21 protein-coding genes and 1 riboswitch are annotated in these 23122 nt (G+C 61.2%); of the genes, 11 read left to right on the forward strand and 10 right to left on the reverse strand.

The window, feature by feature from the left end:
- Positions 1-9 precede the first annotated feature (9 nt).
- Complete coding sequence (locus ACFOTD_RS14065) at positions 10-3066, reverse strand: PA14 domain-containing protein (RefSeq protein WP_378119727.1); 3057 nt, start codon at positions 3064-3066, stop codon at positions 10-12.
- A 272-nt stretch (positions 3067-3338) separates the two neighbouring features.
- On the opposite strand from ACFOTD_RS14065, the gene ACFOTD_RS14070 reads away from it, so the two are divergent.
- Entirely contained in the window at positions 3339-3731 is a 393-nt protein-coding gene (locus ACFOTD_RS14070; protein ID WP_378119728.1) for a hypothetical protein, read from the forward strand.
- A 119-nt stretch (positions 3732-3850) separates the two neighbouring features.
- On the opposite strand, the gene ACFOTD_RS14075 is transcribed toward ACFOTD_RS14070, so the two are convergent.
- Positions 3851-5263, reverse strand: coding sequence for an ATP-grasp domain-containing protein (locus ACFOTD_RS14075; RefSeq protein WP_378119730.1), 1413 nt, complete (start codon positions 5261-5263; stop codon positions 3851-3853).
- 206 nt (positions 5264-5469) lie between these two features.
- On the opposite strand from ACFOTD_RS14075, the gene ACFOTD_RS14080 reads away from it, so the two are divergent.
- Genes ACFOTD_RS14080 through ACFOTD_RS14090 form a run of 3 tightly spaced genes read left to right on the forward strand, consistent with a single transcriptional unit; the run spans position 5470 to position 7426 of the window.
- Positions 5470-5778, forward strand: coding sequence for a hypothetical protein (locus ACFOTD_RS14080; RefSeq protein ID WP_378119732.1), 309 nt, complete (start codon positions 5470-5472; stop codon positions 5776-5778).
- Between the two features lie 30 nt (positions 5779-5808).
- Positions 5809-6870 carry an FAD:protein FMN transferase gene (locus ACFOTD_RS14085; RefSeq protein WP_378119734.1) on the forward strand — a complete coding sequence of 354 codons (1062 nt, stop codon included), beginning with the start codon at positions 5809-5811 and terminating at the stop codon, positions 6868-6870.
- Complete coding sequence (locus ACFOTD_RS14090) at positions 6854-7426, forward strand: ferric reductase-like transmembrane domain-containing protein (RefSeq protein WP_378119736.1); 573 nt, start codon at positions 6854-6856, stop codon at positions 7424-7426. Before ACFOTD_RS14085 ends, ACFOTD_RS14090 begins: the two co-directional genes overlap by 17 nt.
- 127 nt (positions 7427-7553) lie before the next feature.
- Here the strand turns inward: ACFOTD_RS14090 and ACFOTD_RS14095 are convergent, their stop codons facing one another.
- On the reverse strand, positions 7554-8723 hold the full coding sequence (locus ACFOTD_RS14095; RefSeq protein WP_378119737.1) for a phosphodiester glycosidase family protein: 1170 nt from the start codon (positions 8721-8723) through the stop codon (positions 7554-7556).
- Positions 8724-8892: 169 nt separating this feature from the next.
- Positions 8893-10476 carry a DEAD/DEAH box helicase gene (locus ACFOTD_RS14100; protein WP_378119739.1) on the reverse strand — a complete coding sequence of 528 codons (1584 nt, stop codon included), beginning with the start codon at positions 10474-10476 and terminating at the stop codon, positions 8893-8895.
- 203 nt (positions 10477-10679) lie between these two features.
- On the opposite strand from ACFOTD_RS14100, the gene ACFOTD_RS14105 reads away from it, so the two are divergent.
- The 3 genes from ACFOTD_RS14105 to ACFOTD_RS14115 all read left to right on the forward strand — a co-directional run bounded on the left by ACFOTD_RS14105 (position 10680) and on the right by ACFOTD_RS14115 (position 12281).
- Entirely contained in the window at positions 10680-11063 is a 384-nt protein-coding gene (locus tag ACFOTD_RS14105; RefSeq protein ID WP_378119741.1) for a hypothetical protein, read from the forward strand.
- The gene (locus ACFOTD_RS14110) at positions 11060-11701 is read left to right on the forward strand and encodes a DNA-3-methyladenine glycosylase family protein (RefSeq protein ID WP_378119743.1); all 642 of its coding nucleotides are present in this window, start codon (positions 11060-11062) and stop codon (positions 11699-11701) included. Before ACFOTD_RS14105 ends, ACFOTD_RS14110 begins: the two co-directional genes overlap by 4 nt.
- Positions 11702-11816: 115 nt before the next feature.
- Positions 11817-12281 (forward strand): DUF4385 domain-containing protein, encoded by a 465-nt coding sequence (locus tag ACFOTD_RS14115; protein WP_378119745.1) that lies wholly within the window; start codon positions 11817-11819, stop codon positions 12279-12281.
- Between the two features lie 12 nt (positions 12282-12293).
- Here ACFOTD_RS14115 and ACFOTD_RS14120 read toward each other — a convergent pair whose 3' ends face one another.
- Both ACFOTD_RS14120 and ACFOTD_RS14125 read right to left on the reverse strand, forming a co-directional pair.
- Entirely contained in the window at positions 12294-13148 is an 855-nt protein-coding gene (locus ACFOTD_RS14120; protein ID WP_378119747.1) for a hypothetical protein, read from the reverse strand.
- Positions 13149-13223: 75 nt separating this feature from the next.
- Complete coding sequence (locus ACFOTD_RS14125; protein ID WP_378119749.1) at positions 13224-14036, reverse strand: AAC(3) family N-acetyltransferase; 813 nt, start codon at positions 14034-14036, stop codon at positions 13224-13226.
- Positions 14037-14145: 109 nt separating this feature from the next.
- Between ACFOTD_RS14125 and ACFOTD_RS14130 the strand changes: the two genes are divergently transcribed.
- Positions 14146-14544, forward strand: coding sequence for an MmcQ/YjbR family DNA-binding protein (locus tag ACFOTD_RS14130; RefSeq protein WP_378119751.1), 399 nt, complete (start codon positions 14146-14148; stop codon positions 14542-14544).
- 412 nt (positions 14545-14956) lie between these two features.
- Here the strand turns inward: ACFOTD_RS14130 and hflX are convergent, their stop codons facing one another.
- Positions 14957-16243, reverse strand: a complete 1287-nt coding sequence (gene hflX, locus ACFOTD_RS14135; protein WP_378119753.1) for a GTPase HflX — start codon at positions 16241-16243, stop codon at positions 14957-14959.
- Between the two features lie 420 nt (positions 16244-16663).
- Between hflX and ACFOTD_RS14140 the strand changes: the two genes are divergently transcribed.
- Complete coding sequence (locus ACFOTD_RS14140; RefSeq protein WP_378119755.1) at positions 16664-17020, forward strand: hypothetical protein; 357 nt, start codon at positions 16664-16666, stop codon at positions 17018-17020.
- 50 nt (positions 17021-17070) lie between these two features.
- Here the strand turns inward: ACFOTD_RS14140 and ACFOTD_RS14145 are convergent, their stop codons facing one another.
- Positions 17071-17469, reverse strand: a complete 399-nt coding sequence (locus ACFOTD_RS14145) for a DUF1801 domain-containing protein (RefSeq protein ID WP_378119757.1) — start codon at positions 17467-17469, stop codon at positions 17071-17073.
- A 136-nt stretch (positions 17470-17605) separates the two neighbouring features.
- A riboswitch (ZMP/ZTP riboswitch) is annotated at positions 17606-17690 on the forward strand.
- 90 nt (positions 17691-17780) lie between these two features.
- Between ACFOTD_RS14145 and ACFOTD_RS14150 the strand changes: the two genes are divergently transcribed.
- Both ACFOTD_RS14150 and ACFOTD_RS14155 read left to right on the forward strand, forming a co-directional pair.
- A complete protein-coding gene (locus ACFOTD_RS14150) occupies positions 17781-18644 on the forward strand; it encodes a bifunctional 5,10-methylenetetrahydrofolate dehydrogenase/5,10-methenyltetrahydrofolate cyclohydrolase (protein WP_378119758.1) in 864 nt (287 codons plus the stop codon).
- Positions 18641-19276, forward strand: coding sequence for a cyclodeaminase/cyclohydrolase family protein (locus ACFOTD_RS14155; RefSeq protein ID WP_378119760.1), 636 nt, complete (start codon positions 18641-18643; stop codon positions 19274-19276). Before ACFOTD_RS14150 ends, ACFOTD_RS14155 begins: the two co-directional genes overlap by 4 nt.
- 34 nt (positions 19277-19310) lie before the next feature.
- Here the strand turns inward: ACFOTD_RS14155 and ACFOTD_RS14160 are convergent, their stop codons facing one another.
- Together ACFOTD_RS14160 and ACFOTD_RS14165 are read right to left on the reverse strand one after the other, a co-directional pair.
- Complete coding sequence (locus tag ACFOTD_RS14160; protein WP_378119762.1) at positions 19311-20867, reverse strand: extracellular solute-binding protein; 1557 nt, start codon at positions 20865-20867, stop codon at positions 19311-19313.
- A 29-nt stretch (positions 20868-20896) separates the two neighbouring features.
- A complete protein-coding gene (locus ACFOTD_RS14165) occupies positions 20897-23104 on the reverse strand; it encodes a helix-turn-helix domain-containing protein (RefSeq protein ID WP_378119764.1) in 2208 nt (735 codons plus the stop codon).
- Positions 23105-23122: the final 18 nt, after the last annotated feature.

A 23122-nucleotide genomic window follows, 5' to 3' on the forward strand; every position in this document is an offset into this window, starting at 1 on the left:
TTCTCTCCGTCACTGAAGCACCTTCGCTCTCGCGAGCTGCTCAGGCAGGCTCAGATTGTTGTCGAACTGATCGAGCACGAGCACCTTCACGCTATAATCCGCGCCGCTTACATCGAAGTATTGCGCGATGCTGAGCTTGTCCTTCTTGAGCGGCACGGCGTTGATCAATTGCGGCGTTTCTCCCTTGAGCAGCTGGAACACGACATAGGCATCGCCGTCGTATGCCTCCAGCCGCTCGACCGTAACGTTGGCCTGGAGCTTGTCCCCACGCTTTAGCTCGCCTGCGATCTGATACGTATCAAGCTTGCCGTTGACCGTAAACGGCGCATCGGAGAGCAGCGACTCGCCTGCCGCGGTGCCAACCGTTTCATATGCCGCAACGCGAACCTGTACCTTGCCAGCCGCATAATCCATATCGCCGACCGGCTGCGGGTTGACTGTCGCCGGCTGCCAAGAAACGCCGCCGTCGACGCTGAATTCATAGTCGGACGCCTTGTCGTAGCCCGGCACGTTCGTCCAGCCGAACGTATTGCGTCCGTCGTCGACCTTCGGCGCAGTCGGAGCCGCCGGAGAGAGGCCAACCGTGCTCGCGAACGCCGCATCCGAGTTGTCCCGCTTGTCTACCGCGCGTACCGCAAACTTATAGCCCTTGGACGCGCTCGTTCCTTCTGCCGTATAGCTGTAGTCGGTCTGCCCTGCGGCAACCGGCACGTATACGCTCCAGTTGGCGCCGAGCTTGCCCGTCGCTTCATAGATGCGGAAACCGCGGATCGCGTCGTCCGTGCCGGACGCAGGCAAGCGCCAAGAGAGCTTGGTCTTGCCGGTTCCCGCCGGTGCTGCCTTCAGTTCCTCTACCGCGGCTGGTTTGCTGTCCTTGCGGACAATCGTGTACGTATCGAACGGCTTGTCCTGCCCGGACTTGTACGAATCGATCGTAAAGCTGTCTTCCGTCATCCGGATGCCCGAGTAGATCGGCTCGTACGGTTGCTCGTAGACGGCCGCGTAAAAACGGTCCACGCCGTTCTTGAGATCGTAATATTTGGTCCCGGCGGAGTTGTTGATCATGTACAGCGTGCCGTCCGGGTTCAGCGGATTGCCATCCCCGTCCTTTTGGATGTTGGCGACCGGCTTGTTGTCGTACATTTGATAGGAACGCATGAACGTATGGTCGTGTCCCTGCAGCACGACGTCGATGCCGAGCTCGTCGAACGCCGGATAGAGCGTCTCGCGCAAGGCCAGGATATCGCTGTCGACCGCGTGGTTGCCAAGCGAGTAGATCGCCTTATGGAACGCGACGACCTTCCACTTTTTGTCCGTCTGCGCAACTTCTCTTTTTAGCCACTCGACCTGCTGTCTGAACGATTCTTTTTGATTGTCGTCCCAACCGATATCCATCGTATTGAGCACCATGATATGCGCGTCGCCGTAATCGAACGCGTACACGCTGCCTGGCGGCAACGGCTTCTCGATCGAATTGTTCGGATAGTTGAGGTGGTAATAGTAATTGTCGTTATAAGGCCCTTCGTGGTTGCCGACCGCGGCCATCAGCGGCAGGTTCATCAGCAGCTTCTGCGGCTTGCCGAAGTAATCCAGCCACTGCGACTCCAGCGCGCCCGCATCCACCTGGTCCCCGGTCATGACCATGAACTTGGCGTTCGGATAATCGTCCAGCGCATTGCCCAGCGTTTTCGCCCACACCTCGTAATCGTTCGTGTTGGCGCCCTGGGAGTCGGTCATATAGAGGAATTCGTAATTGTGGTCGTCGTTGCCCTCTGTCGTAAAGCTGCCGACCTGGCTCCATTGGCCGTCGTTGCCGACCCGGTATTGATACGCCGTGCCGGGCGTCAGGCCGTCGACGAGCACCTTGTGGCTGATGAACGAGCCGGTGGTAGCGTTCGTAATCTTGAGGTTCGTCAGCACCCGCGTCTCCTCGGGCTTGCCTGCGTAACGCTTCGCGTCCTGCGAGTCGAACGCCTTGCCCGCAGGGACGACCTCGACGATGCTGTCCAAAATGTTGGCCGGCGCCGCGTTCGGCTTGTCGTACGGCGTATACCAGGCGAACGAGCGGTTCGTCTTGGCGCTGCCGTACAGTGACATTGCGATCGCGATCGGCTCGTAGCTGATCGCTTCCGAATTGTTGGATGGCGTGAAGCGGAAGGCCGCTACCGGCGTGCCGTCCGACAGCTGCAGCCCCGCTTGTCCGTCATAGGAGACGTTCAGCCGCTGGCCGGGCTTCACGGCCGTCCCCAGATTCAGCGTCAGGGACGTCGGCGACGCTCCGGCGCCTGCGGCGAGGAGTTGAATCGGCTGATCGTCGGCCGTCACGGTCATGTGCGCCTTCAGTTCTGCCGGCGGCGCGCCTAAGTCCGCATATGTAGCCATCGTGACGCTTAATCCGTCCGCGGGAATAAAGCCCGACACCGGACCCGCGTACCCTTCAGGCAGATAGAAGGCCGAGGCCGGTACGATCTCCTTGGCCAGGGTCGGCGTGGACCATCTCAGGTATAGGTTCGAGCCGCCGAAGTCTTCGAAATATTCGATCTTGATCTTGTGCTTCGTTCCGCCCTGAAGAGAGATCGGCGCGCTCGTCTGCTCTTTGTCCCAATCGTTCACCCAGTGATCGATGACCGGCTGATCGTCGATCCATAGTCTAAAGCCGTTGTCGCCGATCATGTAAAACGTATAATCGCCCGTCTGCGGCACTGCGAGCTGACCGGTCCAACGCGCGTTGGCGTTGTCCTGCTTGCCCGCATAGGTCTGCAGAATGGGATCGAGATTCGTAAAGTTAATCTGCGAATCGATCGTCGTGCCCTTATAGTCGCCAAAATCGAAGCTGCTCGTGCCGGCAAAATACTCGCCTAGCAGACCTTGGGCCCCCCCTACAGCCTGCGCCGCTCCATTCAAACTGGCATCCGTCTCCGAGGCGACCGTCGTTACGGCCTCCGGAGCTCCCGTCGTACCGTCGCTTCCTGCCGCTTGCACCAAATAATAGCCTCCGGAAAATACCGAAGTCCACAGCAAGACAGCCGCCAGCAGGCGGCTTGTCCGCGCGGGATTTCTCTTCACTGCCATTCCCCTCCCAATGAAAAAAATCGCCAGTCATTAGGTAACCTTACGCGCTGGAAGCGCTGCGCATCTAGGCATGGAATGTAAAGAGATAGTCAATTTTCGGTAAATTACAGTTAGTTTGTTAGCTTTAAAAGAAACATTTCGTTAGGTAAATGGGTATAAAGATGCGTTTAAGGGGGAGGGCGTTTTTCTCCTCTTCATGCATAATCCGGAACCCCCAAGCCATGCTAAGCAACGGTCCATAATACATGCACGGGAGGAAAAAAAACATGAACAACTTCAACCTGTCCAACCAAATCAATCAATGCGAGCATCTGATCCAGCAGCTCGTGAGCCAGACCCAGCAAGCGAGCCAAATGTATCAACAACTGCAGCAGCAGGAGCAGCAGAACGCTTCGCGCCTGGAAGAGCTGGCCCAACGCGAGCATAAGGCGGCCCAGATCATCCAGCAAGCACTGCAGGGGCATCAGACGGCGATCCAACAGCTGCAGCAAGTCGCCCAGATCTGTCGCCAGCTGGAGCAAACGGCAAACATGCAAATGTCGCAGCAAGCGATGCAATCCCAGCCGTCCCACACGCAATTCGGCGGCTTTAATTCGTTTCCGCAGCAGCAGCAACAGCACTTCTCGCCGATTAACGGCATGAACAGAAGCTTCCAATAACATCTGACTTTTCACCGCAAAAGCGAAAAAAAGGTCGCCTGTCCGCCCGGTAATTCCACCGGGCTGCAGGCGACCTTTTTCACGAAAACAACAAAGACTCAATGGTAAGCTTGAAGCGCTCAGCTACGCTCGAACCGCAGGGCGATCGCGTCTCTGTACAGCGCCGCCAACTCCCCTTCGGTCTCCGGATGCTGCCTGTAATGGTCGCCGAGCATCACCTTGTGATTAATCTCGATGACGAGCGGTCCATGGAGCGCTGTATCGAGAATGTCGACGGAGCAGAACACCATGTCCAGCGCCGCGGCGGCCCTTACGGCGAGCGGCGACAGGCGCATGCGATCCTCGGCGGACGCTTCCACGGAGCTGGCGCCTTCTGCCAAGTTGTGCTTCCACGAGCCGTTGCGCTGCTTGCCCACCCAGACGCGCGCCTCCCCGGCCAGCACGACGACCCGGTATTCGAACTCAGCCTCGCGATAGGGCGATACCGCCGCATGCCGCTCGAGCGCAAAGACAGCGCGAAGCGCCTCCCGCAGCTCGTCCTTATTGCGAACCCGGTACACGTGCCTGCCCTGCGCGCCATCGTCCGGCTTGACGACCGCGTCGCCGCAGAACCGCTCGAACGCGGCTTCCGCGCGAACGTACGTAGCGGCGGCACCGACGCCGAACCGGTGTCCCGGATGCGGCAGGAAGACATGCTCGACGCCGGGCACGCCTGCCGCCCGAAGCGCATCCGAGGCCGCGGATTTGCTCACCGCGAGCGCCGATGCCGAGCTTGGATTGAGGCCGAGCTCCGCATCCGTCATCAGAAAGCTCGCTTCGCCCCTTCGCGCCCGGTAAGTCAGGTTCGGCGTAATCGTCTCGAACGAGACGCCTTCCGCCTCGCCGACCCGCTGGATCAGCCTTAGATAGGGACGGGTCGTGCCTTGTCCGTCCAACCGCACCAGCCATTCATGACCCTGCGGGAACTGCGTGAGCAGCGCGCCGCGCAGCCAGCCCCGCTCCGCCTCGTTCAGGCGCGGCAGCATCGCGTCCAGGTCCCTCCGATCCTTCTCCCGAATCGATGAGCTCCCGCCTTTGTACAGCAGCTGAATCTCTGGCCGAAGATACGGCACCCCGCCTTCCGTCCGCAAAAACAGCTCGGCCGCAGGCCTGTGAACGGCTCGCGACCTGCGATACGTCCAACATCCGTCCGCGACGTCAATCAGCATGAGCTGGAACGCCCACGGCGAATGCGCGTCGCGCCTGACCCAAATATCGGTCTCCTCCGTCAACCGATCCTCCGAGCCGAGCCGGGTCAACCGCCCTTTTTCCGCCAAATAAAGCTCCCAATCCGCCGCCAGCCGCTCATAGGCCGAAGCATAATCCGCAAGCGGCAGCAACACGTCGATATCGTCATGCGGCCGGGTCTGCCTGCCGAGGTGCAAGTCGAGCGCCCATCCGCCCGCGATCCCCCACGCCCCCTGCCAATCCGCGAACAACCGTTCAATCTCCTCTACGCCAAGCGGCGCCCATTCGTACGCTGCGTCTGCCATATCCGTTTTCACCCGCTCGCTCTTGTTTCTTCTATTGTAATGGATGCCGCGCGCGTTGCGATAGCGTTCTTCCGTCTTGCCTATATCGCTCGCGTTCTTATTCAGCCAACTTTCAGGCGGATTTAAATGGCGTTTAAGGTTGACGGCGCATAATGGGTTTTATCAACGATCAAGCCTAACGGCTACGATAAAAGAGGAGGGCGTTTATGGCCCAGCAAAAGTGGATCAAGTGGATCGTCGGACTGTCGGGTGTCGCTTTATTTACGGGGTTTGTCGGATTGGTGTCAGCCAAAGGCGAGACGACTTCGACCACGCCTGCCGAATCGTCGAACAGTTCGATCGCGCAAGGCGACGATCAGGTGACCGACCAGTGGCAGAGTCAGACGGACGACGGACAGACGGGCGGCTTCGGACGCCGAGGCGGAGGCAGATTCGGCGATACGGACGCGGGCAGCGGCACGAGCAACCAGATTCCCTCAGACAATCAAGGCAGCATGAGAACGCATGCGTCTTAAAAATACTTAGAACTCCAGGAGGCGGCGCGTATGGAAAACGATCATTTCCGGGCCATGAATACGACGATTGTCACGCAGGGCTTGCCGGTTCGCTGGCGCGCGCAAGCGAGAAACTGGTTCGCTTTCGCGGAGGCCCAGCTCAGCCGCTTCCTGCCGGACAGCGAGCTGTCGCGGCTGAATCGCGCGGAAGGCCGGCCGTTCCTGGCAACGCCGCTGCTCTATCAGGTGCTCGCCGAAGCGGACCGCTACCATCGTGAGACCGGCGGGCTGTTCAGCCCTTATCTGGGTCAGGAGATAGAGCGGCTCGGGTATGACAAGAGTTTCGAGCAGCTGAAGCGCGTTGAAGAGGAAGCAGGCATGGTGAGCGGAGCAGGCATGGTGAGCGGAGCAACCGGCGAAGGTGCGGGGGCTGTTGCAAGCGAAGATCCGGGTGCTGTTGCAGGCGCAGCTGCAGACACAGATTCGGGCGACAGCCGCGGGACGCTGCAGCACCCGAGAAGCGTCGCCCCTGCCGCCGAGCTGGATCCGGGCAGCCGTACGATCCGGCTGCGATCCGGCACGGCAGTCGATCTAGGCGGCATTGCCAAGGGATGGACGGCCCGTCACTTGGCGAAGCTGGCCCGGCAGGACGGCGTACGCACGGGCGCCATCGGCGCGGGAGGCGACTTGATCCTCTGGGGCTGCCCGCCGGACGGGTGGCAGATCGGCGTCGCGGATCCTTGGCACCCGGAGCGGGACGCGACCGGCCTCACGCTTCGCAGAGGCGCCGGCATCGCGACGAGCAGCGCGGTCAAGCGCCGCTGGCAGGACCGGGACGGGCAAGTACGCCACCACATCGTCGATCCGCGCACCGGCAGGCCTGCGCACACGGATCTGGCGCAAGTTACGATGATCGCGCCGGATGCGGTCATGGCCGAAGTATACGCCAAATGCGCGCTGCTCCTCGGTGCGGACAAAGCTCCCGCGTGGCTTGAGAAGGAGAGCCCCCGATGCGCGATGATCGGCGTCCTTAACGACGGCTCGCTTGTATACGGCGGAGATCTGGAAACGTATGTGATGGAGGAGCGTGTTAGCTATGAACGGATTGGCTGATTGGCTGAGCGTGTGGACGACGACCCGCGCAGCCGGCATTACCTGTTACCTGCTGCTGTTCGTATCGACCGGCGCCGGCATATTGACGAGCCTCAAGCTGTTTGCGCCCAAAACCCGCGCGGCCGTGCTCTTCATTCACCAGTCCGCCGGCTGGTTCGGCTTCTTGTTCGGCGCTCTGCACGGGTCGGTGCTGCTGTTCGATAAATACGTCAGCTACAGCCCGCTTGAGCTGCTCATTCCTTTTGCAGCCCGCTCCCATCCTTATTTGACGGGACTTGGCACGCTGAGCTTCTATATCGCGCTCTTGCTGCTCGCTTCGTCGGACATGATGAAGCGGCTCGGCAAAAAGACCTGGCGCACCATCCACTTTCTCGCGTTCCCGGGCTTCTTCATGGGCCTCGTCCACGGGCTGCTCCTCGGCACCGACTCGAGCGAGCCCTGGATGAAATGGACGTATATCGCGACCGCCGGCCTGATCGTCGCGCTCACCATCTTCCGCATCGCCGTACCCAGCCCGGCGGGTGTGCCGAAGCCGAGAGCGAAGGCGGCAGCTTGATTTCTACTTTTTCCCATGTGGCTATAGCGGCACGCGCTGCCGCGCCGTAAGCCGTTCACCAAAACCTAACGGCCCAAAAAAGCAGGCATGATCGTCCCGACCGGGGCCATCATGCCTGCTTTTTGCATTAACCGACTTGCACCACAAGCGAATTGCTCAGCAGGCGTCCCGGCTTCGTTACGTATTTGCCGTCCACCCACAGCCCGCTCGAAGCGCCGCCGTCCAGGTTCATCGCCTGCCAGGCACCGGCCTGCTTCATCAACTCAGCCAACTGCGGTATCGTGGCGCCGCCCGTCGTGAGCAAGATCAGGCGATGGTCCTTGGTAATCCCGATCGCGCTGCGGGCGCCGCCGTTCGTTAAAATTTTAGGGTCCTTGAAGCCTTCGCCCGCGATATCGAGCGCGACTTTGCCGTTTGCGACGAGCCGCGGCCCCGCTTGCACGGCCCCTTCTACCGCGCCTTGGTTAAAGCGTTCCATGAACGAGAGCCCGGGGACGATCTCCGCCAGCTGATGGGCATCGTACAAGAACGTCGCCCGCTTGTCGCCGGAGCTGTTTTTCTTCAGCTTGCCGCCGCCCGCGATGTAGCCGTACGGTACCTTGAAGTCGCTGTCGGTATAGGCGTCGAAAAAGGTGCCGTTGATCGCGACCCGTGCCTTCGCCCGTTTCGCCATGCTGCCCAGCTCCTCGACCTTCCCGATCTTGTCCCCGGCGAGCACCGTATCGAGCCGCACGTCCGGATGCAGCAGCGCAACGGTGACGACTTGCGCGGCGAACGTTTTGCCGGCTGCCTTGAAGCGCTTCGAAGCTTGCTCGACCGGCTTCATGTCGGCCGGATGCTTTCCTCTCGCGACGGGCAGCCGCAGCGCAGCGCCGCCCGGCGCCTGCAGCTGCGCCGCGTCGACGTCTCGCTCCCAACGCACCGTCCACCCGAACGCTGCGTTCAGCGCGGACAGCGGGACGTACAAGCTCCCGCCTTTGTTGAACGGCGCGGCCTTCAGCGTCCCGGCAGCGCCGTTCAGCATCGCGGCCGCGCTGCCGGACGACAAGATAAGTGTCGCGTCTGCGCCGAGCGACAGCGACACGGAGCGGCCGTCCCCATTCGTAAGGAGTCGTCCGCCCGCGAATCCGTCCAGCGAACGAAGCGTAATAAAAGATCTTCCTTGGGCGTCCACGTAGATTAAGCCCTTTGCGGGCAAGGTTGCCGCTGCAACCGCCCTGGCATCCGAGCCTGCCGACGGCAAGACGGCTGCGATCGCCACGAAGGCAATCATGAACCACAACCACCGTTTTTTCATCTGCCTATTTCTCTCCTCTATCCCGATCTCTTCTCTTTATCGGCAGTGAACGGTCTGGCTGTAATGGATGGGCTATCGGCACGCAAAAAAGGGATGTCTTGCAGCCCGTAGCGAGCCGTGCAAGACATCCCTTCGTAACAAGTCCGATTAAACCATTCGCGCCGCGCCTTTAAGGCCTGCGCGTATCCGTCGGCTGCGCCTTCAGCGAGAACGGACGCGGCCCTTGGTGCGGCCGCCCCGCCGGCTGCTGGCGCCCGCCGCCAGTCTGCGTCTGGCCCGCGCGCCCTTGCGAGGCTGCGCCGCCGCGGCCTCCTTGGCCCGCCGGCGCCTGGCCGCGGCCGGCGCCGCTGCCAGGGCGGCTCTCGCCGCGAGGCGCGTCGGACCTGCCGCCGCCGCTGCGCGCCGACTCCGGCCGGCCCCCGCGGCCAGCCTCCGGCCTGCCGCCGGCTGCGCCTTGACGGCTCGCCTCCTGCCCGCCGCTGCCGCTGCGGCCTGCCTCGGCGCGACCGCCTTGTCCGGCGCTCTGGCGGCCACCGCCCTGACGGCTGCCGCCTTGACGACCGCGTCCGCCGCCGCGCTGCTGGTCGGCTTCGTCCTTCGGCTCGGCCGGCGCGGAGCCCAGCGGATACGGATGCCCCTTGATCTCGGGGATCTTTTTGCCGATCAGCTTCTGGATATCCCGCAGGTACGGCAGCTCCTCATCCTCGCAGAGCGAGATGGCGATGCCGCTCAGGCCCGCACGGCCGGTACGGCCGATGCGATGCACGTAAGTCTCGGGCTCGTTGGGCAGATTGAAGTTAATAACGTACGGCAGCTCGTCGATGTCGATGCCCCGAGCCGCGATATCGGTCGCGACCAGGATGCGGGTCGTGCCGTTCTTGAAGCCGGCAAGCGCGTTCTGCCGGGCGTTCTGCGACTTGTTGCCGTGAATGGCGGCCGACGAGACGCCCGCCTTGGCCAGATGGCGAACGACGCGGTCGGCGCCGTGCTTGGTCCGTGTGAACACGAGCGCGGAAGGAATCTTCTGGTCGCGCAGCAAATCGAGCAGCAAGTTCTGCTTGTTGGCCTTGTCCACCAGATAGACGGACTGCTCGATCCGCTCGGCCGTGGAGGATACCGGCGTCACCTCGACCTTGGCGGGGTTGACGAGAATCGTCTGCACCATCTTGGTAATCTCGGCCGGCATCGTCGCCGAGAACAGCAGCGTCTGCCGCTTCTGCGGCACCTTTGCGATAATGCGCTTCACGTCGTGCACGAAGCCCATGTCGAGCATCCGGTCGGCTTCGTCAAGCACGAGGATCTGCACGTGCGAGAGATCGATGAAGCCCTGGTTCATCAGGTCGATCAGACGTCCCGGCGTAGCGATGACGATATCCGCGCCGCGGGCCAGCGCCTCCTCTTGAGGCTTCTGGGACACGCCGCCGAAGATAACGATGCCGCGCACGTCGAGGTGACGTCCGTATGCGCGCACGTTGTCGTAAATCTGGATGGCCAGCTCCCGTGTCGGCGTCAGCACGAGAGAGCGGATCGGCCGGCGCTTGCCCGGCGGCTTCTGCTGATCGCTCAGCAGCTGCAGCATCGGCAGCGAGAACGCGGCCGTCTTGCCCGTGCCCGTCTGCGCGCACCCGAACAGGTCTCTGCCCGCGAGCACGACGGGAATCGCCTGCTCCTGGATCGGCGTAGGCGTCGTATAATTTTCTTCGCTCAGCGCTTTGAGAATCGCCGGCTTGAGCTTAAGGTCATTGAAGTTCATGGAATCTCCTTTATGTTAAAGCGTATCGTGCAATGGTCATGCCAAGCATTATACCTTACCTGAGACTGCGATTGAAAGGCAATGAAGCCATATCGCCGCATGAAAATGCAAAAAAAGGCAATTTACCCGGCCTCTCGAAGCGCATGCCTGCCGATTCTGCTACTATTAAAATAAACTATACCCTTTCTTAAGGGAGGCTACCCATGATGATTAACGCTGAGCCCGCGCTTACGGACGGACGCTTCAGAGTCGTCACGCTGTGCGGATCCACGCGGTTTAAGCCGGAGTTCGAGCGTATCAACGCCGAATTGACGCTTGCGGGCAACGTCGTCATTTCGGTCGGCGTCTTCGTGCATGCAAGCGGTCCCGCGGTTTCCGAAGCGCAGAAGCAGCTGCTGGACCATATTCATTTGCAAAAAATCGACATGGCCGACGAGATCTTCGTCGTCAATCCGGGCGGTTACATCGGCGAGAGCACGAGAGGCGAGATCGAATACGCAACGCAAACGGGCGTCCCTGTCCGCTATCTCGTCCCTCCCGGCGAGAGCGATACAGGCGGTCCGAACGGGGGGAGGCTCGTCCCATGACCCTTATCGTCCACGCCGAGACGCCAGAGGGACGATATCTGCGGCAAGCGGATCCCGTGCTCGCCCGGCTGATCGAACGCATCGGCGAGATTCGGCTGACGCCGAGCCGCACGCCTTACGAATCCCTCGTCGGCTCCATCGTCTCTCAGATGCTCTCCGCCAAGGTCGCAGCCGTGATCAAGCAGCGGCTCGCGACGCTGAACGGCGCGCCGCTCACGCCCGAGTCGCTGCTTGCGCACGGCGAGGAGACGCTGCGGGGCATCGGTCTCTCCTACGCCAAAGTCCGCTCGATTCACGATCTTTCCCGGCGAACCTTATCCGGCGAGTTGGATTACGAGGCGCTGGGCGTACTGCCGGAAGCGGAAGCCGTCGCCATGCTGACGCAGGTCAAAGGGATCGGGAAATGGACGGCCGAGATGTTCCTGATCTTCTCGCTCGGCAGGCCGGACGTGCTCTCTCTGGGGGATGCCGGCTTGCAGCGCGCCGCGCAGTGGCTGTACGGACGCCTCGATCCTGACGAAGCGCCCGGCAGTCTGGGACGGTATGCGGATCGGTGGAGCCCTTACCGCAGCATCGCCTGCCTCTATTTGTGGCGGGCGATCGACGACGGGTACGTGGACGGGCGGTCGGAGCTCTAGAACATTTGGCGGACGCATACCTTGCACTATGGTTGTACGGGAAGTCTTGGGCCGGAATGGGTAATGCATCATTAGTTCCAACGGACAAGCACTCGACTGGAGGTGGAACGACCGCATGAAGCCGTTCGACTATTCGCTGGACTACGCCAATCTCGATCTGCGGGCGCATCCCGAGCTGTATGCGGTCGGCCGGGGCGAGCAGGGCGTGCTGATGGTAGAGCCCTACAAAAGCGAGATTTTGCCGCACTGGCGGTTCAAGACGCCCGAGGAAGCGCTCGAATCTTCCGAAAAAATACATGCCATGTTCCTGGCGTACAAGGCGGCGGACGACTTCATCGGCATGGATATGGCCCGCAAGTTTCTGCAGATGGGCTTCACCCGCGCCCGCCGCTATGCCAACCATAAGAGCGGGCGCAAGTACGCGGCTGCCGGCGGCGAGAAGCTGCCCGACCGGTACGACCCTGTCAAGGCAAAGTCCGCGACGATCTTCAAAAAGAAGTGGGACGAGGCGCGCACCGATCCCGACTACTTGAAGATGAAGCGGCGTCACCGGGAACGGTACGAAGGGACCGAGCCTTAAGCCCGGCCCGGACTACAAGCAGCCCAGCACCCAACCCTCCAGCGCTGCCGTTCGAAGCTCATGCGGCGTGAGCGTTTCCAGTTGAAAGTAAGGTGCGAAGACGCCCTCCCTGTCGCGCTGCTGCGCCCATTCCGCGACGGCGAAAGCGTCGATCTCGTGGGCGGACAGCGAACCGCCGTAACGCGCGTCCGGCGGGGAGGCCTTGTACGCGAGACGCTCCTTGCATATTTTCGGATAAACCTCCGCCACGACATGCCCGCCGATCGGCCGAACGGCCGTCTCTCCGCTCCCGTTCTCGCCGATATGATCGTAAGGCCAGCATTCTACCCGGCCGCGATCCGAGCGCTGCCTGAGTTCAGCCAGCCAGGGCAGGCCCGCATGCGTAGAGTAGGAAACGGTTTTGGTCATATGCCCATGCCGGCGGTCCAGATCGAGCACGCTGCTGGCGCCGACGGCATAGCGCGCTTCCGTCAGGCGCAACAGATTCGCGTTGCGGTAAGGCGCCCCGCGATTTTTGCATTCGTCGATGGAAGACCGCCGCGTGTCCCAGCTGTGCGAGATCCACGCAAGAAAGTCGTCCCAGGTACGCAGCCCGTAATACGCGAGCTCGGACAGCGGGTACGAAAAGCCGTGATCGATGCCGACGAACAAGCGCCGGTCCGTCTGCGCCAGTTCCGACATTAGATAATCGTGCAGCTCGGACCGCGACCATCTTCCTTGCGAATGGCGGGGATTGCGCACAATGGCAGGCGGTTCGCCGTCCGCGGCCCGAACGACCGCAAGTCCGGGGATCGCCTTGTCGGGACGCCCGGCTCCCGAGTAGTCTACGCCGATGTATACATCAAACAGCCTTTTCTTGGTCTTCAAGCCCTCTATCCCTCCCGCGTCTTCGTAATCGCGACCTTCATTCCGAGTCTCTATTCAAGCCTTAAGTCGAAGCCACTACTCGCGGTTTCGGTTTGCCGCCAGCCACTTCTCCGCAGCCTCGACCGCCTGTCTCGCCCCGAATAACCGGCACTCGGCTTCGCCTATTCGTCCGGACGACACGTGCCCGCTTTTGTCAAAAGGAATCCCGATCCGTTCGAAGTCGTCCGCGTCGTACACGTAGTCCTCGAACCAGCGCCAAGCTCGCTCTCCGGCCGTCAGGACGGCTGTCCCCATGCGTTTCCTGGGCATGTGCGGGACCCTTGTCTCGGCCAGATGCATGCAAGTGCACGAATCGTACCCGGCGCCAAGCAGCAGCACTTTCGCATCCAGCTCGAAGAGCTTGCCGAGCGGCGAGGACTCCCCGAATTGCGGCGTCAGCGGATGCTCGGCAACGATATATGCGGCGCGCGGACCGTTTGCCGTGAAGGACACTTGAGGATGGCTTGAGCGAAGCGTGTCCGGCCAGGTTCGGAACAGCTCGGCGATCCGCCCCATCCCCCGCGTCGGCGTCAGCACAGGATCGAATGCGGGCATCTCTTGATAAATGGTCTCCAGCCAATCCGCCGGCACCGGCGGATTCTGCCATTCGGCCGGATCGGTCCAATCGCCGCTCTGCGCGGGCATGACAATCGTCCCGCTCTCGCCGACAGCCTGCAGAAGGGCAAGGATCACGGCCTGCGGACCGCCGCATACCCACCCCATGCGAGACAACGCAGAATGCACGAGCAGCGTATCGCCATTTCGAACGCCGAGCCGTCCGAGCTGCTCCGTCATCGAAGATACCGTGTTCGGCCGCCTCGTGCGCGCGATGATATCTTTTTCGCTCACCGTGTAAAAACCCCTTTCTAAATGATGATTTGGTCGGACAGGCTTAACTTTTGTCGTGCGGCGTGTTATATCTGAAGGAGCAATGCGTGAACGAATGGAGGAGTGCCGGATGAACGTCCCGTCGCTGGTCAAGTACATCCTGACCAAAAAAGGCGCAATCAAAGATTATCCCTTCGGCGATCAGCCGCTCGTGCTGAAGGTGTCGGGCAAAGTATTCGCGCTGGTGGATGAACGCGGCGAGCCGCCTTCCGTCAGCCTGAAGTGCGATCCCGTGCTCGCGGAAAGTCTCAGGGAGCAATATGCCGCCGTCATTCCCGGCTACCACTTGAACAAGATGCACTGGAACACCGTTCGTCTCGACGGCACCGTGCCCGACGCTGACCTGAAGGCGATGGTCGATCATTCCTACGACGCGGTCGTGAGCAAGCTGCGTAAAGCGGACCGCGAAGCGCTCGAAATGCGCTTAGCCCCATATCCCAAGGATGATGACGCCAGAGGTAATAAGTAGCGAGGTCTCCACCGCGATCCGGCGGAGGCAGACGCCAGGAGCAGACACAGGCGGACACAGCATCCGCTAATTTGCCTGTGAACCGGCAATGGCTCGGCCCCAGGCGGACGCAGAATCCGTTATTTGCCGGAAATGCACCCCACTCACATGGTAGCGGACAATGGTTCCGTTATTCCTAGATTTAAGAGGGAATGCCGGCAACTTAAGTCACTTTAACGTACCCTGTGTCCGCAACATTGGCTATTACAGTGTTTTGGAAGGAAATAAGGGATCGTATGTCCGGGACAAGGCCACCACCAGTCGCGTCCTGATCTCGGTTGCGTTCTGATCTCGGTTGCGTCCTGATCGCGGCAGGCTTCAACTGCAGAAAGCTCAAAAAGCGGACCGCCCTTCCAGGCGGTCCGTCTCTTTTTTAACGCTCCACAAACAACTCGCGGTACCGCTCGTAATCCGCCGTCCGGCAGCTGAGCGACAGGCGCGTCCCCTCTTCCTCGTACTCGGTGCTTCTTACGTCGGCATGCTCGTTGAAGTAGGCGACAAGCCGGCCCTGGTCGTAAGGAATCAGCACCTCTCCCTCGACATAATCACCGAAGACTTGTTCCCGGATCATCTTCACAAGCTCCTCGACGCCTTGGCCGCTCGTTGCGGACAAATAGACAATGTCGCCGTCGATGCGCGGGAAGTCGCCGTCCGGCAGCAGGTCCGCCTTGTTGTAGGCGTAGATAGTCGGAATCTCGTCAGCGCCCAGATCCTTCAGCGTCTCCCGGGTCACGGCGATATGCTGCTCGTATTCGGGATTGGCGGCATCCACGACGTGGATCAGCAGATCGGCCTCGGACACCTCCTCGAGCGTGGAGCGGAACGCCTTCACGAGATGGTGAGGCAGTTGGCTGACAAAGCCGACCGTGTCCGCGAGCAGGAAGGTTTTGCGGTCCGGCAGCGAGATGCTTCTGACGGCCGTCTCCAGCGTGGCGAACAGCATATCCTTGGCCAGCACGCGCTTGCCTGTTTCCGGTTCGTAGGCTGCCAGCAAAGCATTCATGAGGCTGGACTTGCCGGCGTTCGTATAGCCGACGAGGGCGACGACGGGAACCTCGTTTTTCTGGCGCTGCTTGCGCTGGACCTGACGGCGGGCGACCAGCTTCTCGAGCTCCTGCTGCATATGCGAAATGCGTTCCTCGATACGCCGGCGGTCCAGCTCCAGCTTGGTCTCGCCGGCGCCGCGGTTTTTAAGTCCGGACCCGCCGCCCTGGCGTCCAAGCGATTCGCGAAGGCCTGAGAGCCGGGGCAGCATGTACTGAAGCTTGGCCACCTCGACCTGCAGCTGCGCTTCCTTCGTCTGCGCGCGCGCTGCGAAGATATCCAGAATAAGGATCGTGCGGTCGATAACCCGCCGCTCTAGCGCGGATTCCAGATTGCGGATCTGGGAGAGCGACAGCTCGTCGTTAATAATGACCGTCGGGGCGTCCAGTTCTGCGGCGATCGCCTTCAGCTCCTCCACCTTGCCGCTGCCGATATAGTGGGCTGAATTCACGCGTTCCGCCTTTTGCGTCAGCTCGCCGACCGTCTCGATGCCGCATGCGTCGGCCAGGTTGCGAAGCTCTTCCATGGCGTATTCAAATCCGGGCGCGTTGTTCAGTTGAACGCCGACGACGATCGCGCGCGCCAGGTTGTTCGGTTCGATATTTTCTCGTTCCATATATTCATCATCCTCTCATGATCGAAAAACAAAAAAACACAGGCTTCGTCCGCCTGCGTTCAGGGTGATCAGATCGAGGAAACGCCATTCGCCCAAAAGGGAAATATCGCGTATCGAAATCATGCCTATTCAAAGGACCGGCCGCCGGCGGACGAAAAAGCGCCGCAAGCAAGCGGACCGGTATAGTTCCCGTACGGGTTGCCTTCGAATGTAGACAGACTTCATCTGAGTCCCCTGCCAGCAGGCAGAGCTTGGGCGCTAATCATTAGCCGACCAAAGTGCGAACTCGGATGTAGTCTATCACACGGCAACCCTCCGTTCCCTAAAGTACATTGATTCTAACACACGGCGCCTTGAAATGGCAAACGTTGTTATACGGGACGTGGCTTGCGCGGACTATCGCCTCTCCTAGTGAAGGCGATGACGGTCAGATCGCTCGTGCGCGGACGATCGCCTCTCCTGGTGCAGGCGATGACGGTCAGATCGCTCGTGCGCGGACTATCGCCTCTCCTAGTGAAGGCGATGATGATCAGATCGCTTGTGCACGGACTATCGCCTCTCCTAGTGAAGGCGATGATGGCCAGATCGCTCGTGCACGGACTATCGCCTCTCCTGGTGAAGGCGATGATGGCCAGATCGCTCGTGCACGGACCATCGCCTCTCCTAGTGAAGGCGATGACGGTCAGATCGCTCGTGCGCGGATCATCGCCTCTCCTGGTGAAGGCGATGACGGTCAGATCGCTCGTGCGCGGACTATCGCCTCTCCTGGTGCTATGATCTCCTCGCGACGCGGCGCTCCGAATACCCGGCAAGCGAGCCCCGCGCCTTCAGCACGTCGCCTCAAGCCAACGCCGAATGACGCTTGTCAATTCGTCCTCTTTTTCCCTCACGTCGTTCATGCTGACGAGCTTGACGATCGCACGGTCGTCGGCCGCCCACTCGAGCAGCCTCGACGGGTCCTCGCCCAACGCCTCGCGGATATTCAGATTGTTTTTCTTGGCGCCGGCATGAAAGATAAGCCGGATCATCCCCTTGCCCTGCAGATTAAAGGTGAACCGGTCCTCTCCAACCAAGCTGTAGCTGGGCGCGTTCCACTTGATCCCCTCGGCGAGCCGGGCATCCGCACCGCGCACAATGCCGCGCAGCGCCTCGATCTCACGCTTCATCGGGTGCTCGAGCTTGTCCATAAAGTCGTTCACCGTCGCTGCTTCCAGATCCTTTGGCATCCGCCGCGCACTTCCCTTCATCCGCAAGTGACTGTCGCAAGTTTTATTTTACCATCCTCTTCCTATTCCCGGTATCGTTTCGCGCGATCTTCGGCAGTTTTCAACTGCTGCCTTGTCTGTTACTATATAAGGCAATAAAGCTGCATGCGACTGGCGAGATCAGTGGAATCGACCACGAGGGAGCATGCGGCGGGACCCTTCCGTTCGCCTGGGAGAAAAGGATCCGCGAGCAAGACTCGTATGCGCATACGAGCCTGCTCCGGGTCCTTTTTCGTTTAAAAATCGGCATTCCATTAAAGGAGGACCACGGTATGGCGACGATTATGAAAGCAAAGGAAGCGGCGGAACGCATCTACGACGACATACGCGCACGCACGCAGGCGCTCAAGGAGGCCGGCACGCAGCCGCAGCTGGCCGTTATTCTGGTCGAAGGAGATCCGGCTTCCGCGTATTACGCGCAGGCCAAACGAAAAATCGCGGACCGGCTCGGCATCGACTATCGCCTTCACGAGCTGCCGGCGGACGCAACCGAAGCTTCGCTCTTGCAGCTGATCGCCGATTGCAACGCGGATTCCGCCGTCCACGGCATCCTGCTGGAGCTGCCGCTGCCCGCCCATTTGTCCGCGCGCCGCATCGAGCGGGCGATCGCGCCGGCCAAAGACGTCGACGGCGTCACGCCCGCCAACAAACTCGCCGTCGTCACGGGCGAAGCCGGCCTCTACCCGGCCACGCCGCAGGCTTGCATCGCGCTCGTCAAGCATTACGGCTACGCGCTCGAAGGCGCCGACGTCACGCTGATCGGACGCGGCCAGACCGTCGGGCTGCCGCTCTTCCATCTGCTGCAGCGGGAGCAAGCGACCGTCACCGTCTGCCACTCCCGCACGCCGGATATCGCGGCGCACCTTGTGCGCGCTGCGTTCGCCTTCGTCGCCGTGGGCCGCCCGGATACGGTGACCCCCGGCATGGTCCATCCTAGCCTCGTCCTGGTGGACGCCGGCATCAACGAGCTCGAAGACGGCAGCATCGCCGGCGATTCTGCCGCAGGCGCGGGCGATCGCGCCGCAGCATACTCGCCGGTGCCCGGCGGCGTCGGCACCCTGACGACCGCGATCGTGTTCAGGAACTTGATGGATGCGATCGATTGGCAGCAGCAAAAGGAGGCGATCGGCGAATGAGCGACATCTCGTGGGATCAATCGATTCGGAGCTTCGTTGGAAGAGCGGGCAGCGCGGACCCGACGCCCGGCGGCGGCAGAGTAGCCGCAGTGGTGGGCGCGCTGGGGGCCGCGATGACATCGATGGTCGGCCGGCTGTCGCAAGGCGACAAGTTCGCGGCGATCCGGCCGCAGATCGAAGAGACGCTCGCGGAGATGACCCGCCTGAGCGCTGAATGCGAGACGTTGATGCACGCGGATATCGCGTCGTTCGACCGGTACATGAGCGCGCTGCGGCTGCCGAAGGCGACCGAAGAGGAAAAAGCGCAGCGCCGGGCGGCGCTGCGCGAAGCCGCCGTCCAAGCGACCGCGGTGCCCCTCCGGCTCATGGATCAATGCCGGGAAGGCTTGAGTCATACGCTGCGGATCGCAGAAGGCGCCAACAAAAACGTCTTGTCCGACCTGGCGATCGCCGCAATTCTGCTGGAGGCTGCGGCGCGATCTGCTCTGCTGACCGCGGAGATCAACTTCGGTTCGCTTCAGGACGCGAAGCTGGAAGCGGCGTATGCCGAACAAGCGGCCGATCTGATGCGTATCATTGCGGACATGGCTCGAGAAGCGCAGGACATCGCCCGCCGCAGGATGCTTGAATGACGGCGGCGCGAACGGTCATCCGCGCCTCCGGCGTTCACGGTCGCCCGCCTTCCTTTGCCCGATCGAACGCCTGCCGGTACAATGCCTTCAACTTGGTTACGCTCAGCCTGTTCAGCCCCTCGATAAAGGCGTCCCACTCGGACATCGGCTTGTAGCCGAGAATAAACTGAGAGACGTTGGCCCCGTAATACTTGTCCAACTGCTCCAGCGCCGGTCCCGCCCAGGCGATCTCGTCCGCGGTCAGCATCGGCGTTTCGCCCGAGATGGGGGACGCGTACTTGGCCGCTTCGCGATAGGCATACAGCTCGCCGGCGCTGCTAAGCGACATGAGCGAGCTATAGTCGAAGCGGCCGTACGTGCCCGCCGTCATGATGCCGGCTTCCTTGCGCAGGTCGTTGGGCTCCTTGAACAACGGCAGCAGCCTGCGTTTGCCCTCCACGACCTCATAGGTCTCGCTTTCCTTGCCCCAGCTCATCAGGTCCATGCCTTCGTCCGAGTACAAAAAATCCAGATAACGCAGCGCCGTATCCAAACGGTCCGTTTTGGCGGAGATCGCGAAGCCGAGCGGCTCGTAGTCTTTTCTCGGCAGATAGGCGAAGCCGTCCAGCCCGCTTGGCGGCGCCATGAACGTCAGATGCTCGCCCGCGTTCAACTGCGCGTTCATAATCTCGATCTGGCCGATGTACTGGACGGTAATGAACGATTGATTCGTCGTCATGAATTGCGTCCAGGCCTTGTAATCCATCGATAGCCAATCCGGAGGCATGAGTCCTTCTTCGTAGAACTTCCTTAAGTATGCGATCATCGTCTTAAAATTCGGATCTGTCGGGCCGTATTTGACCTCGCCCGTCTCGGGGTCCTGATAAAACGAAGGGGAAAGGCCGAATGCGGGACCGAACGTGGCCAGCGTGCCGAGCCCGTGCCTGAAGACGAACGGGTAGCTGTCGGGATAGAGCCGTTTCAGCTTCTTGGCGGTCTCATAGAGTTCGTCCCATGAGGCAGGCGGCTTCAGTCCGTGCTTGTCGAAAATGTCGTCCCTGAAAAACCACACGATCTGGTTGCCCGCGCCCGCGCCGTCGCTGAGCAGCTGGTACATCTCGCCGCCCGGCGAAGTCATGCGCGCGGCGACGTCGGGCCTGGATGCGAGGAACGCCTGAACATGGGGCATTCGGTCCAAGTAACCGGAGAGGTCCAGAAAAGCGCCACGCGAGCCGTACTTCTGAGCGTCGGCCGGATACAGCGTGAACAGATCCGGCATGTCGCCCGACGCGATCGCCAGCGCCATCGATTCAGGCCCCGTCTGCGTCTCCTGCTCGACCGCGATATTCGTCGCCTCGCGTACCCACCGCCATACGGGCCATTCGGACCGCGCCGGCCAGGCTTGCGATTCTTCCGTCAGCATCGTGAGCGGCGCTGCGGCCGATGCGGACGCGGACTGCGCGCCCGCCTTGGAGGACGCGGTCGAAACCGCCCGTTCGTTGCCTTCGTCGCCGAAGCAGCCGGTCAGCGCGGCCAAGACGGCAAGCGTACCGAGAACGGCGAGCGCGATCCGCGCGGCAGCCCTGGATATTCGTTTTCTACGCTCGATCAAGCCGGATTCCCCTTTCCCCGCTGCATTTCTCACGAGATATCCTGCCGCTTCCGGTACTCGCTCGGCGTCATGCCCGTGAACTTCTTGAACATCCGGTTGAAGGACGTGATGTTCTGATAGCCGACCGCCTTCGCCACGTCGTTGATCTTGGCGCGGTTGTCGGACAGCAGCTCCTTCGCCCGGGCGACACGCGTCTCGTTGATGTAGTCGACGATATTGACGCCCATTTTCCCCTTAAAATAGGTGGATAGATAGCTGCTGTTCATCTTCAGCTTCTCCGCGAGCGCGTCCAGATAGATGGCTTCCGACATATGCGCGTTCACGTAGTCGATGATGAAGTCCGTGACCGGATGCTTCTCTTCTTTCTTGGCCTTGAAGGCTTCGGCCGCTTCCGTCACCAGGTCCGCCAGCAGCCGCTCCAGCTCGGCCGCGGTCTCGCACCGCGCGAGCTGCGCTTCCGTCTGCGCGAGGATGGCCGTCAGCCGATCCTGATCGGCCGGGGTTTGAACGGCGGCGACGCGAATCTTGCCGACCGTCGCCTCCGCGAACCGCAGCAGCGCGGACGCCGTCATCGTCCCGCTCTCCCAGCGGTCGAACAGCCGCTGCATGATCGCCGCGGCGCGCTGCGCGTTCCCCTCCTTAAGTTGAACGAGGAACTCCTTGTCCTGGTCCGGCGGGAGCTCGACGGGCGGCTGCAACGGCGCGGGTTCGGCGATAACTTGCGTCTCGTCGGTCAACCTCCGATCCTTGACGAGCTGCTGCGCCTCCTCGTAGGCGGACGTCAGCTCGTCCGAGGACCGGTGGACCGGCGTCACGGCGATCGTCACGACGCCATATGCCTTGTCATGGTCGAACACGTCCTTCATGCGCCTTAACAGACCGTCCAGGTCGGCCGTCCGGTCGGTCGGCACGAGACTCAGAATCTGATTGCGCTCGATCTGGAACGTCTGCGCATCGGGAAACGCCGGCTGCAGATGGGCGTCGATATAAGCTTTCATATAGTAGAGCCATTTGTCGATCGGCTCGGCATCGTCCGAATCGCGGCGCCGGAGCTGGACCTGGTACAGGATAAAAACGAACGGCTTGTCCGAGAAGGAAAGGCTCGCGCCGTCGGCCTCGCGGCTCCGGATCGCCTTCAGCCGGTTAACGAAGCCGACCTGCCGGCGCAGCTCCCGGCTCCCGCGGAGCTCGTCGTCGATCAGATTGAACTCCCGGATGCCCGGCCTGCTAGGCATCGCTTCGTTCATGGAGCGCAGCGACTCGATCACGCGCTTCAACGGATTGTTGATGCGGACGGCGAACATGACCGCAATCAGCATGCTGAGCACCACTGCGGCGGCAAGGATGGCGATTAGCGTCGCGCTCAGCCGCGATTGATAGGCGATCTGCCGGGCCGGTACCCGGTACGCATAGCTGTAACCGGTCGCAGTTCCTTTTCGGATAAAATAATAGTCGTCGCCGCGAACGAATCGGTCTTGGCCCGGCTTCGTCAATTCGGCATAGCTCAGGAACGGCTTCTCTCCTTCCCTGCGGTAGAGGACGCGGCCGTCTTTGTCGTAGACGACGAAGTCGTCGTATTTGCTTTGCTGGAACGCGTCGTACATTCTCCCGGCGTTAAGGAACACGACCATGTACGATTCCGAGCTGCCGTCGTATTTGAACACGACCGGAATCAAGTCTCCGATCGGCTCGGAGCCGCCTCTGAAGATGGAATTATAAAAAGGGGCCGAAGGGAACACCCGGTAGGTATAGGGTTCGGAAAACTGCGCGGTCCAGAAATCCGGCGGATACGCCTCGCTCGCGTAAAACTTGCCGAACATCGCGCGGGCGCTCGTGCTCGTGTTTTTTTCCAGCACGGTCTTGCCTCGGTCGACGATAAAAGCGATGTTGTCGATGAACAGGTAAGGATTGGCGACCCAGGTCGAGATATCGCCGATGATCTGCGGGAACTCGTCGTAGCGGGGCGGAGCTTGAAGCCGCTGCACTTCTTCGCTGAAGAACAGGTACATCTGTTTTTTGACGAGATCCAGGTGCTTCTCGTAGCCGTTCATGGCGTTGTCCAGCATGAGCGTATTGTAATTGACGATCTCTTGCTTGACGCTGCGCTTGGATACCGAGATCGCATAGACCGTGAGCGAGACGAGCAGCACGATGATGCACAGGAACCCGGCGATGAGCCGCATGAACAGCGAATAGGATCTGCGTCTGAAAAAAAGCAACGGCTGAAGTTGTCTCATGCGTCCCCCAAGCGTGGA

The organism is Cohnella sp. GCM10012308 (assembly GCF_042649185.1).
Taxonomy (GTDB): domain Bacteria; phylum Bacillota; class Bacilli; order Paenibacillales; family Paenibacillaceae; genus Cohnella.